The sequence below is a fragment of the Pantoea sp. PNA 03-3 genome (genome assembly GCF_003201175.1).
Taxonomy (GTDB): Bacteria; Pseudomonadota; Gammaproteobacteria; order Enterobacterales; family Enterobacteriaceae; genus Pantoea; species Pantoea stewartii.
Map to the genome: position 1 here is coordinate 32,564 of NZ_QICO01000008.1, position 11,472 is coordinate 44,035.

At 56.4% G+C, this 11,472-nt stretch carries 11 protein-coding genes and 1 riboswitch; of the genes, 7 read left to right on the forward strand and 4 right to left on the reverse strand.

Annotated elements, in window-relative coordinates:
* Window positions 1–100: 100 nt before the first annotated feature.
* Window positions 101–1,003, reverse strand: a complete 903-nt coding sequence (locus C7433_RS18600; protein ID WP_054632905.1) for a GntR family transcriptional regulator — start codon at window positions 1,001–1,003, stop codon at window positions 101–103.
* Between the two features lie 139 nt (window positions 1,004–1,142).
* Here C7433_RS18600 and C7433_RS18605 point away from each other — a divergent pair, with 139 nt between their 5' ends.
* The gene (locus tag C7433_RS18605) at window positions 1,143–2,171 is read left to right on the forward strand and encodes a zinc-binding alcohol dehydrogenase family protein (RefSeq protein ID WP_039342818.1); all 1,029 of its coding nucleotides are present in this window, start codon (window positions 1,143–1,145) and stop codon (window positions 2,169–2,171) included.
* Window positions 2,172–2,207: 36 nt separating this feature from the next.
* On the opposite strand, the gene C7433_RS18610 is transcribed toward C7433_RS18605, so the two are convergent.
* A complete protein-coding gene (locus tag C7433_RS18610; RefSeq protein ID WP_054632907.1) occupies window positions 2,208–3,131 on the reverse strand; it encodes a nucleoside hydrolase in 924 nt (307 codons plus the stop codon).
* Between the two features lie 233 nt (window positions 3,132–3,364).
* Window positions 3,365–3,441: riboswitch (Fluoride riboswitch) on the forward strand.
* 93 nt (window positions 3,442–3,534) lie between these two features.
* Here C7433_RS18610 and crcB point away from each other — a divergent pair.
* A complete protein-coding gene (gene crcB / locus C7433_RS18615) occupies window positions 3,535–3,912 on the forward strand; it encodes a fluoride efflux transporter CrcB (protein ID WP_006121140.1) in 378 nt (125 codons plus the stop codon).
* Between the two features lie 23 nt (window positions 3,913–3,935).
* On the opposite strand, the gene C7433_RS18620 is transcribed toward crcB, so the two are convergent.
* Window positions 3,936–4,541, reverse strand: coding sequence for an alpha/beta hydrolase (locus tag C7433_RS18620; protein ID WP_110268697.1), 606 nt, complete (start codon window positions 4,539–4,541; stop codon window positions 3,936–3,938).
* Window positions 4,542–4,733: 192 nt separating this feature from the next.
* On the opposite strand from C7433_RS18620, the gene C7433_RS18625 reads away from it, so the two are divergent.
* On the forward strand, window positions 4,734–5,858 hold the full coding sequence (locus C7433_RS18625) for a GNAT family N-acetyltransferase (RefSeq protein WP_110268698.1): 1,125 nt from the start codon (window positions 4,734–4,736) through the stop codon (window positions 5,856–5,858).
* On the opposite strand, the gene C7433_RS18630 is transcribed toward C7433_RS18625, so the two are convergent.
* The gene (locus C7433_RS18630; RefSeq protein ID WP_006121138.1) at window positions 5,855–7,687 is read right to left on the reverse strand and encodes an ABC transporter ATP-binding protein; all 1,833 of its coding nucleotides are present in this window, start codon (window positions 7,685–7,687) and stop codon (window positions 5,855–5,857) included. The genes C7433_RS18625 and C7433_RS18630 overlap by 4 nt on opposite strands.
* 73 nt (window positions 7,688–7,760) lie before the next feature.
* Between C7433_RS18630 and C7433_RS18635 the strand changes: the two genes are divergently transcribed.
* The 4 genes from C7433_RS18635 to kdpA all read left to right on the forward strand — a co-directional run bounded on the left by C7433_RS18635 (window position 7,761) and on the right by kdpA (window position 11,470).
* The gene (locus C7433_RS18635) at window positions 7,761–8,261 is read left to right on the forward strand and encodes a GNAT family N-acetyltransferase (protein WP_058708212.1); all 501 of its coding nucleotides are present in this window, start codon (window positions 7,761–7,763) and stop codon (window positions 8,259–8,261) included.
* 159 nt (window positions 8,262–8,420) lie between these two features.
* Window positions 8,421–9,587 carry an HD-GYP domain-containing protein gene (locus tag C7433_RS18640; protein ID WP_110268699.1) on the forward strand — a complete coding sequence of 389 codons (1,167 nt, stop codon included), beginning with the start codon at window positions 8,421–8,423 and terminating at the stop codon, window positions 9,585–9,587.
* 111 nt (window positions 9,588–9,698) lie between these two features.
* Window positions 9,699–9,788: a K(+)-transporting ATPase subunit F gene (gene kdpF, locus C7433_RS18645; protein ID WP_033738296.1), complete on the forward strand. Its 90-nt coding sequence runs from the start codon at window positions 9,699–9,701 to the stop codon at window positions 9,786–9,788.
* Entirely contained in the window at window positions 9,788–11,470 is a 1,683-nt protein-coding gene (gene kdpA, locus C7433_RS18650; protein WP_110268700.1) for a potassium-transporting ATPase subunit KdpA, read from the forward strand. Before kdpF ends, kdpA begins: the two co-directional genes overlap by 1 nt.
* The last annotated feature ends 2 nt before the right edge of the window (window positions 11,471–11,472 follow it).

Genomic DNA, 11,472 nt, shown 5'->3' on the forward strand with positions numbered 1-11,472 from the left:
CGGCGCGTTGCGATGAAGAGTAAGGGCGATAAAGCAGAGATGTTGTAAAGTTGTTTCAAAATCGTGCGAGAGCTAATGCTTTGCGGTTTTTAATCGGTTTTTAATTGTACTGATTAATGCTGCGGATCATGGATCGCTTGGCTGTGGCCAGATGACTGTGCAGGGCGCAAAGCGCATCCACATCCCGGCGACCGATTAACGCAGACAAAATCGCCATATGCTCCTCCAGGGCAACGATGTTGCGCTGCTTCAGATCGCTTTCATCCCACTGATAGTGCGAATGGAAAATAACGGAAATAATCTCCAGCGACTGATTAAAGAACGGGTTATTGGCGGCAGACAGAATCAGCGAGTGCAACTGCTTATCCAGCGCCGCAAAATGGCGATAGTTGCTGGCAATGGTCTCACGCATCGATCGGTGCCGATCCAGTAGATCGCGCGCCTGAATCCAGCGTTCATCGTCCATGGGCAAGTTTAAAAAACGCGTCAGGGCATGGGTTTCCAGCATTTCACGTAGCTCAAACAGCTTTTCCGCATACGTCTGCGAAAACTTTTTCATCTGCCAGTGGCCGCGTTTGACCGGTTCCAGCAGGTTGTAGCGCATAAAATGCAGTAAGAATTCGCGCACGGCCACCGGGCTGACATTGGCCTGCTTTGCCAGTTGCAGCTCGCTGAAGGTATCGCCGGGCTGCAACTGTCGCTGATTGATCAGATCGAAAAAACGCTTTTCAACCAGACTGGCCTGTTGATCAATCGGCGGCATCACCGCGTTCAGGCTGTCCTGCGCCTCCGGCGCGCGCACAATAACCCAGCTGTCTTTGACTTTTTCCAGCACGCCTCGCTCATGCAGATAACTCAGCACATGACGCACGGTCGTGCGGCTGACTGTGAACATTTCGGCCAGGGCGGCCTGCGGTGGTAGCGGTGACTGAACGTGGCCCTGGGCGATGCTTTCCAGCATATGGTTGATGACGTTATGGCGTAAATTTTGGCTGCGGCTCATGCGGGGGCTCCGGTTTTTTATGCATTAAAAACCATTGAAGGCCCAAAAAAGCCGTTCTGGTTCACAAAGTGAGAAGAGGGGAATACGGTGCCGCAGCCAGATTCGCCATAACTGCGCTTTTGATAACCGGAGAGTAGCCATGACCACTATGAAAGCCTTAGTCATCGCAGAACCGCGTTCGCTGGTCTGGGCTACACGCGCTCAACCCCGGCCTGCCGCGACTGAAGCGCTGCTTAAAATCGTCAGCGCAGGCATTTGCGGCACCGACATTCACGCCTGGGCAGGAAACCAACCCTTTTTTAGCTATCCGCGTGTCCTCGGCCATGAACTCTGTGCGGAGGTGGTGGAGACAGGGGCTGCCGTTCACGATTTAGCCGCAGGACAGCGGGTGGCACTGATTCCCTATCTCTCCTGTTTTGAATGCGATGCCTGCCGCAGCGGTAAAACCAACTGCTGCGAAAACATTTCGGTGATGGGTGTCCATCAGGATGGCGGCTTTAGCGACTATCTTTGCGTACCGGCAGCTAACCTGCTGGTGGTGGACGATCTTGCGCCAGAAGCCGCAGCGCTCATTGAGCCTTTTGCCATCAGCGCCCACGCGGTGCGGCGAGCGGCGGTGGCGCAGGGCGAGCAGGTGCTGGTCGTGGGGGCGGGGCCGATCGGCCTGGGGGCTGCCGCCATTGCCGCTGCTAACGGCGCGCAGGTGGTGGTCGCGGATACCAGTGATTACCGCCGTCAGCACGTCAGTCAGCAGTTGGGCCTCTGTGCACTCAATCCGGCTGATGCGGCGTTTATAACCTCACTGCGAAACGAATTTGATGGCAGGCTGCCGTTGAAGGTGCTTGATGCCACAGGCAATCCTGCGGCGATGAACGCGGCCGTAAGCCTGATTCGCCATGGCGGAACAGTCGTGTATGTCGGTCTGCATAAAGGGGATTTGGTGATTCCTGACAGTGAGTTTCACAAGAAGGAGAGCACGATCATGGGTAGCCGTAACGCCACCCGTGAGGATTTTGATCGGGTGCGTGAACTCATGGCGGCCGGGACGTTACGTGCCGATATGATGCTCAACCGGCGTTTCGCGTTTTCGACGCTGGCAGAACACTTTGAGGCGCAGGTCATCAACAATCGAGCGTTAATTAAGGGCGTTATCGATTTTGATCGCTGAAGCCGGAGACAACGGGGGGCGCTGTCTCCGCACGCGCTACGCCGTTCCGGAGAGCGACTGGAAAAAGTGGCGACGCACGGCGTCGGCATCCACGCCCAATGCGATGCGTTGTCGGGGCAAATCGCGAAAAGGGTTGTGACGGGAAGCCAGCGTGCTGATCTGGCGCACCGTCTGACCACAGGCGATGCCTTCGGTAATCACCCGCAGTGGGCTTTCCACCAGCGTAAATGCCTCGGGCAAACACAGCCAGGATATCGTCAGCGTGTCATGCAACGCCATTCCCGCAAATCCTTCCTTCTCAAGACTGTACGCCAGATAAGGGCGGCAGATCGCCCGCAGGATCGGCTGTTGTAGTTGATCCACCTCATCGCTATTGATCAACACTTTATGGGTAACATCCAGCGGGATCAGCATAACCGGCAAGGCCGAGGACAGGACCTGATCCGCAGCATGAGGATCCTTCCAGATATTAAATTCACTGAACGGTGTCACATTCCCGCTGTGGCCATCGGTACCAAAGGCGCCGCCCATGATGACCAGTTCTTTGACCAGCGGGATAATATCCGGTGCCTGGTTGATGGCGCTGGCGATATTGGTAAGGGGGCCGATTGCCACCAGCGTAATGACGCCGGGATTAGCACGAACGCTGTCGATAATAAACTGCACGGCACCGGGCGCGTCGTCGCTAAACGGATTATCAAACGCATCCCCTAAACCGTCTTCACCATGCAGCCTGGCAGGTGCGCTCGGTTCCCGTGCCAGCGGACGGGCGCAGCCGCGGTACACCGGCACGTCAATCGCCATTTTCTGGCAAAAGAGCCGCGCATTTTTCACCGCCTGGCCCACGGCAACGTTGCCGAATACCGTGGTAATGCCCAGCAGATGTTGCGTCCGCGCGGCATAGGCCAGCGCAAAGGCATCATCCACGCCGATATCAGTATCAAAAATGACAGTGCGCACAGGATTCTCCAGAAAGCGTGAGCGCCTCACCCGGGGCGACAATCGTTGTGTGGGCGCGGCAAGCGTAAAAGCCGTCATTTATTTAAGCGGAAAACGGAAAAAGGGGAAACCTGAATTCTCTCCCCTTTTAAGGCTACCCGCGTCGGGTTTTTAACACTACATGTCAGCCGCACATCACGGGCGCGCGTTCACATGGTCTGAGTTGCCAGTCAGAAAACGGCATCGTATGATTGCCTGCGCAAGGTGATGGCGTTCCACCTTCCCCAACCGCCAGCAGGTTTCACCTGCGGCTGATGACGCCTGACACTATCCTTTATCCTTTCGTGGGAGCGGGAGCGTCAGGTGCCGGTATTTGCTGACCCTCCACCGTCTTCTGCACAATGCCTGTTAACGGGAGTATAAGATGTTAAAACCGCTATTCGCTGTGATTGTGGGCGGCAGCGTAGGTTGTGTACTGCGTTGGTGGTTCGGTATGCGTTTCAATGCGTTTTTCCCCAATCTTCCACCGGGTACGTTGCTGGTAAATCTGATTGGCGGCTTTGTGATCGGGGGGGCCATGGCCTGGTTTATTAAAAATCCCCAGCTCGATCCCGCCTGGCGGTTACTGATCATTACAGGCTTATGTGGCGGGCTCACCACGTTTTCCACGTTTACCGCAGAATTAATGACCCTGTTGCAGTCCGGAAAATATCTCTGGGCGATGAGCAGCGCGCTGGTGCATGTCATTGGCTCGTTGCTGATGAGTTTTGCCGGTTTCGCGCTGATTAACCTGTTGGGTTAACGCCGCCGCGAAACCGGATGCCATCAGTCCTGCAGACACTGAGCGATGAAGCTGGCGGCGTGCAGGGCGCCCTCGGCTGAAATCGTGTGGCCAGTCTGTGGCTCAATCAATGCCTCGACCGGAACCGCCGCGGCTTTCAGGCGGGCCGCGGCTGACTCACTTTCGCTGACGGGGATCACCGCATCAGCCCGGCCATGGATCAGCAGGGCTGGCGTATGCGCGAGTGGTGTCAGTGGGCCGTCAAAGGCCAGTCGGCCGGAAAATGCCACCACGCCCGCCAGGGGATAACGGCCAGAGGCCAGTAGATCTAGCGCCATGATCGAGCCCTGAGAAAAGCCCACCAGGATGACCTTCTCCCAGCATTCTGCCATATCATGCTGCGCCATCAGGTCACGCAGAACGCGGTCAAACGCCTCACGAGCTTCGCGAACCCGCCCTGGACGGTTTTCCGACGTAATGCCCGCCAGACTGAACCACTGATAGCCCATGCCCTGTTCAAAAGCATAAGGCGCATCCGGTGAGGCAAAGACCACATCGGGTAACAAGGTTGCCCAATAATCGCCGACAGGTGCCAGATCGTCGCCGTTACTGCCTACGCCGTGCAGAAAAATCACCAGTGCTTTTGCCATGCCGGTTCCTGTAAAAGTTGTGTTGTCTGACAGGTATTTGAACAGTTACACCGGTTAACGTCAAAATCAAACTGACCGCCGGGAAGGCCGCCTGTCGTACAGGAAAAGGCAAACATTACGTGCCGTCTCCCTTTCCCTGTAACGTAAAACCTGCTTGACTGAAACGTCACCGCTTGCCGTCTGGAGTTATGCATGTCGTTGTTTACCCTGAGCACATTATCCGACATTCCCGCCGCTGAATGGGATGCGCTGCTGCCTGATGATCAGCCTTTTTTGCGCCATGCCTTTTTGCTGAGCCTTGAAGACAGCGGCAGCGTCAGGCCGGAACGGGGCTGGCAGCCAGCCCATCTGGTCTGGCGTGAGCAGGGTGAACTCTGCGCCGCGCTACCCGGCTACCAAAAAAGCCATTCACAGGGTGAATACGTGTTCGATCACGCCTGGGCCGATGCCTGTCAGCGAGCCGGTATCGCTTACTATCCGAAATGGCTCGGTGCCATTCCCTTCAGCCCGGTAACGGGCGCGCGCGTGCTGGGCAAATCCGATGCCGCTATCCGTCTGCTGTCGAGGCTGCCAGACTGGCTGGAGCGCCAGGCGTTGAGTGGCGCGCATATCAATTTCACCGACTCTCACGCTAACGCGCTGCTGGCGGAACAACCCGACTGGCTGGCGCGGCTGGGCTGCCAGTATCACTGGCACAATCGCGGCTATCGCGACTTCCAGGACTTTCTGGATACGTTGATGTCACGCAAGCGCAAACAGCTGCGCAAGGAACGGGAGCAGGTCGCCCTGAACGGCTTTGAATTTGACTGGTATCGCGGCGATCAACTGCGTGAAGATCAATGGGATTTTGTGTACACCTGCTATGCCAACACGTACGCGGTGCGCGGTCAGCGTCCTTATCTGACGCGTGCCTTTTTTAGCTTGCTGGCCGCGCGTCTGCCGGAAAACATTCGCGTCGTCATTGCCCGTTTGCAGCAGCAGCCCGCAGCGATGGCTTTTTACCTTAAAGGCGGGGAAAGCCTGTATGGCCGCTACTGGGGCTGCCTGGCGGAATTTAACCAGCTTCACTTCGAAACCTGTTTTTATCAGGGGATGGATTTCGCCATCGCCGAAGGCCTGCAACGCTTCGATGCGGGCGCGCAGGGCGAACACAAGCTGGTGCGTGGTTTCGAACCGCAGATTACCCACTCCTGGCACTACCTGTGTCATCCCGGCCTGCGCGCCGCCGTTGACGATTTTTTGCAGCAGGAGCGGCAGGGCGTTCACCTGTGGGCCGAGGAAGCGAGGGACGCCTTGCCCTACCGACGCGGCGACTAGTCCGCCCCGACAAACCCGCCGGTCTGGTGTTGCCAGAGCCGGGCATACAGGCCATTTTGTGCCAGCAGTTCCTGGTGGCTACCGATTTCGACAATCTGGCCGTGTTCCAGCACCACCAGCCGGTCCATTTTTGCAATCGTGGACAGACGGTGAGCGATGGCAATCACCGTTTTACCCTGCATCAGCGACTCCAGGCTTTCCTGAATCGCCGCTTCCACCTCTGAATCAAGGGCGGAAGTGGCTTCATCCATGATCAGAACCGGCGCGTCTTTCAGCAACACGCGCGCAATGGCTATACGCTGACGCTGCCCGCCAGACAGTTTTACGCCGCGCTCACCGACATGCGCATCCAGCCCTGTCCGGCCCTGGGAATCCGACAGCAGCGGGATAAATTCGTCGGCGCGGGCACGACGGATAGCCAGTTGCAGTTCTTCCTCGCTGGCATGGGGCCGGCCATAGAGCAGATTTTCGCGGATAGAGCGGTGCAGCAGCGAGGTATCCTGGGTGATCATGCCAATCTGGCTGCGCAGGCTTTCCTGCGTCACCTCGGCAATACACTGACCGTCAATCAGGATGCGCCCGCCGTTCAGGTCGTAAAGACGCAACAGCAGATTGACCAGCGTCGATTTTCCGGCACCGGAAGGTCCAATCAGGCCAATCTTTTCCCCCGGTTTAATGGTCAGGTTCAGGCCATTAATCACCTGCCGCTCGCCACCATAGTTAAAACGGATGTTGTCGAAGCGAATCTCCCCCTGCGTCACTCTGAGCTGTTTCGCCTGGGGCGCATCCTGCACGCTAAGCGGTTGGGAAATGGTGTTCAGTCCGTCCTGCACCATGCCGATATTTTCAAAAATGCCGTTCACCACCCACATCACCCAACCGGACATATTAACCAGACGGATAACCAGGCCGGTCGCCAGGGCAATGGCACCGACGCTAATCAGCGATGCGCTCCACAGCCACAGCGCCAGGCCGGACGTGGCGACAATCAGAACGCCGTTCAGCGTCGACAGCGTCAAATCCATGCTGGTTACCATGCGGTTAGCCTGCTGCGTTTTGTCTGTCTGCTCCTGAATCGCCTCACGTGCGTACTGCCGCTCCAGGTCGCTATGGGCGAACAGCTTGATGGTAGCGATATTGGTGTAACCATCCACAATCGTGCCCATGAGTTTCGAGCGCGCTTCTGAGGACACCACGGAACGGGCCTTTACGCGCGGCACAAAATAGCGCAGCGCCGCACTGTAAAGCACAATCCAGATAATGAGCGGAATCATCAAACGCCAGTCCGCTTCGGCGAACAGCACCAGCGCCGTCGCGGCGTAGATCAGCACATGCCAGATGGCATCGACCAACTGCACCGCAGAATCGCGGAGCGAGTTACCGGTTTGCAAAATGCGCTGCGCAATCCGGCCCGCAAAATCGTTCTGGAAAAAATTCATGCTCTGACGCAGAACGTAGTTGTGGTGCTGCCAGCGAATCATGCTGGTCATGCCGGGATTAATGCTCTGGTGAACCAGCATATCGTGCAGCGCAATAAACACCGGCCGCAGTATCAGGGCGACGCAGCCCATCCAGAGTAAGGTTGGCCAGTTATCGTGGAACAGCGTAGCCGGGGTGGAATGGTTAACCAGATCAATGATGCGGCTCAGATAACTGAACAGCGCCACCTCAATGAGCGCGCCCACCAGCCCCACCACCAGCAGTGCGGCGAAGCTCGGCCACACCTGGCGCAGGTAGTAAAAATAAAAAGGCCAGACCCGTGAGGGCGGCATATCGGTGGGGGCATCCTGAAAAATATTGATAAAACGTTCGAAACGACGATACAACATACAGTTACTCTTTCCGTTCGATAAGAATTACAGCTTAGTGCATGTGTACGCCCGATTAAAAAAAGGATTCTCTATGGATATCACTCTGCGCGGCCGTGAACCGCATGATGCAGCGGCTTACCAACGTCTTTATGGCCATCCGGCGGTTTTCCCCTGGACGCTGCAATTGCCGTTTCCCAGCGTCGCCACCTGGGAAAAGAAATTCGCAAAAATGGATGCCGAGGGCTTCATCAATTTTGTTGCCGAAGTAGACGGCGAAATGGTTGGTGAGCTGACCTTGTTTACAAATCATAATCCGCGTACGCGTCACTGCATCAGCTTCGGTATCGGTGTCAATCCGGCGTTCTCAGGGCGCGGCATTGGCGAGCTGTTGATCCGCACGGCAATGGATTATGCACGTAACTGGCTGGGCATTACCCGCATAGAGCTTGAGGTGTTTCATGACAATCATCGGGCGCTGGCGCTGTATGAAAGGCTGGGTTTTGAGCGCGAAGGGGTGCGTCGTCAGGCATCCTTACGTGAAGGTAAACTTCATGATGTGGTGATGATGGCCAAACTGCTCAACGTGGCGTAACGACCGCGCATTGCCCGTTTTTGCGCGCGGCGTTAAGGTCAAAAGTCGCGCAACATGTTTAAACGTTGTTCTGTGCCACAGTTCGCACAAAATGCCCTGCATAAAACCCATCGCCTGCCGATATGACGGTATCACCCACTGATGCTCTGGAGGGCGATTGTGATAAAACTAATAACGATCGACGAACTGAAAACGGGCATGTTCGTCCACAAACTTGAGGTCTGGTGGTTTAAAGACAAACGTATTCGTAATCAGATGCTGATCACCGATCCGCAGCAGGTTGCGATGTTCCGGCGTGAAGGTATTCAGCGGTTATGGATTGATGAAGAGAAATCGATTTCATCACCACCTCCTGAGCCAGTCCATACCGCACCCTGCCAGCAGGCTCCCTTTACGCAGGAACGTGAACAGGCACAGCAGCTGTTTGAACAAGGCAAAATCAAGGTCCTGGCGCTGTTTAACGAAGCGCGAATGGGTTGCGGCCTCGATCTGAGCAGTATGATTGATATTGTGGATAAAATAGCCGGTTCGATTGAGCGCGAGCCCAGCGCACTTCTGCGCGTGGCACAACTGAAAGATCACGATAATTACACCTACCTGCACTCCATGGCGGTCTGCGGCTTGATGATCGCCCTGGGTAAAAAGCTCGGCCTGGATGCGCAGCAACTTCAGCGCGTTGGCATGGGAGGGTTGTTACATGACATTGGCAAAGCGGCCGTACCGCTCAGTATCCTGAATAAACCGGATAAGCTGAGCGACGACGAGTTTGCCATCATGTGCGAGCATCCGATAGCGGGTGCACAGATGCTGATGGAAGCGAACGCAGGGGATGACCTGGTCGATATTGCCCTGCATCATCATGAAAAATATGACGGCAGCGGTTATCCCTACCGCCATAAAGGCCATGAGATTAGCGTCTATTCCCGTATGGCCACCATTTGTGATGTGTACGATGCCCTGACCTCAACGCGTCCTTACCGCGAGGGCTGGACACCCGCACAGGCTTTACAGTCGATGCTGGCCTGGCGCGGGCATTTTGACACAACGCTGCTGCATGCGTTCGTTACGACAATCGGTCTGTATCCGGTGGGGTCGCTGGTGCGGCTGGCATCGGGACGTATTGCACTGGTGGTCAAGGCGGGCGAACAATCGCTTCAGAAGCCGCGCGTACATGTTTTCTGGTCGTTGCACGCTAAGCGCCCCGTCAGACCAGAAGTGGTCGATCTGGGGGACAGTTTTTGCACGGACAGCATTGTCTGCTCGGAGAGTCTCGCGGCCTGGCCAACGATCGACCTCAACCGGGTCTGGTTGCTGGACGTTGCCTGAGCCAACGTCGCCATTTTTATACCTTTTTTACAGCGTGCCAGTGCTTTTTAACCCTTTCTTTATGTGACTCAGCGCAAGCTATTCAGCAAATCCAAACCTCTGGAGGTTGCTGTGAGTGCAGGCGTGATAACCGGCATTGTGCTGGTCGTGTTGTTGCTGGGCTATTTAGTGTATGCCCTGTTGAATGCGGAGGCCTTCTGATGGCGGCCAATGCATTTTTACTGATCGCGGTGTATCTGCTGGTGCTGATGGTGTTGGCACAGCCGCTGGGACGTGGTCTGGCAGCGCTGGTGGCGGACAAACCCCTTTTTACCCGTGCCGAAGCGCTGTTTTGGCGCGTCGCCGGGGTACAGCAAGGCGATATGCGCTGGCCGCAATACCTGCTGGCCATTGTGCTGTTCAACCTGTTCGGCCTGATCCTCCTGATGGCTATACTGCTGCTTCAGGACAAGCTCCCGCTCAATCCACAACACTTTCCGGCCTTGAGCTGGGATCTGGCGCTTAACACCGCGATTAGCTTCGTCACTAACACCAACTGGCAAGCTTATTCAGGCGAGAGCACCCTGAGCTATTTCAGCCAGATGGTGGGCCTGACCGTGCAGAACTTTTTCTCTGCCGCGACCGGTATCGCTGTCGCCTTTGCCCTGATTCGGGGCTTTGCGAATCGCTCGATTGCAACCCTGGGTAACGCCTGGCGCGATCTGACGCGCGTGACGCTTTACGTGTTATTGCCCGTCAGTCTGCTGATGGCGCTGTTTTTTGTCAGCCAGGGCAGCATTCAGAACGTCCTGCCTTATCAGACGATTACCGGCCTGGATGGGGCGCAGCAAACGCTGGCAATGGGCCCGGTGGCCTCGCAGGAAGCCATCAAAATGCTGGGCACCAACGGCGGCGGCTTTTTTAACGCGAACTCTGCTCACCCGTTTGAAAACCCCACCGCGCTGACCAACTTCGTGCAGATGCTCAGTATCTTCCTGATACCGGCCGCGCTGTGCTTTGCCTTTGGCGAATGTGTGAAAGACCGTCGTCAGGGCAACATGCTGCTGTGGTCAATGACGCTGATGTTTGTTGTGGCGGCGGCCTTCGTGATGTGGGCGGAAGTGAACGGGAATCCGCACTTCCTGACGCTGGGCGCGGACAGCGCCATCAATATGGAAGGAAAAGAAACGCGCTTTGGCATTCTCAATTCCAGCCTGTTTGCGGTTATCACCACCGCCGCGTCCTGTGGTGCGGTGAATGCGATGCATGACTCGTTCACGGCCCTGGGCGGCATGGTACCTATGTTGCTGATGCAACTGGGCGAAGTGATCTTCGGCGGTGTCGGTGCGGGCCTGTATGGGATGTTGCTGTTCGTGTTGCTGGCGGTGTTTATCGCCGGACTGATGATTGGCCGTACTCCCGAGTTTCTCGGCAAAAAAATCGAAGTCTGGGAAATGAAAATGACCGCCCTTGCCATTCTGGTGACGCCCGCGCTGGTGCTGATCGGTACAGCCATCGCCATGATGACCGACGCTGGCCGGGCCGGTATGGCTAACCCAGGCACCCACGGCTTCAGTGAAGTGTTATACGCCGTATCGTCGGCCGCTAACAACAACGGCAGTGCCTTTGCCGGTCTGAGCGCGAACACGCCGTTCTGGAACGTTTTGCTGGCCATCTGCATGTTCCTGGGGCGCTTTGGCATCATCCTGCCGGTAATGGCGATTGCCGGTTCTATGGCCGGTAAAAAAATTCAGCCGGTCGGTAACGGGACGCTGCCAACGCATGGTCCGCTGTTTATCGCGTTGTTGGTGGGCACCGTCCTGCTGGTGGGCGCACTGACCTTTATCCCCGCTCTGGCTCTGGGTCCGGTAGCCGAGCATCTGCAACTTATTCAGGGACATTAATC

Excerpts from the sequence above, each read along its gene's own strand:
- C7433_RS18600 (WP_054632905.1), bottom strand. The coding sequence starts at position 1,003 with ATGAGCCGCAGCCAAAATTTACGCCATAACGTCATCAACCATATGCTG.
- C7433_RS18605 (WP_039342818.1), top strand. The coding sequence starts at position 1,143 with ATGACCACTATGAAAGCCTTAGTCATCGCAGAACCGCGTTCGCTGGTC.
- crcB (WP_006121140.1), top strand. The coding sequence starts at position 3,535 with ATGTTAAAACCGCTATTCGCTGTGATTGTGGGCGGCAGCGTAGGTTGT.
- C7433_RS18620 (WP_110268697.1), bottom strand. The coding sequence starts at position 4,541 with ATGGCAAAAGCACTGGTGATTTTTCTGCACGGCGTAGGCAGTAACGGC.
- C7433_RS18625 (WP_110268698.1), top strand. The coding sequence starts at position 4,734 with ATGTCGTTGTTTACCCTGAGCACATTATCCGACATTCCCGCCGCTGAA.
- C7433_RS18630 (WP_006121138.1), bottom strand. The coding sequence starts at position 7,687 with ATGTTGTATCGTCGTTTCGAACGTTTTATCAATATTTTTCAGGATGCC.
- C7433_RS18635 (WP_058708212.1), top strand. The coding sequence starts at position 7,761 with ATGGATATCACTCTGCGCGGCCGTGAACCGCATGATGCAGCGGCTTAC.
- kdpA (WP_110268700.1), top strand. The coding sequence starts at position 9,788 with ATGGCGGCCAATGCATTTTTACTGATCGCGGTGTATCTGCTGGTGCTG.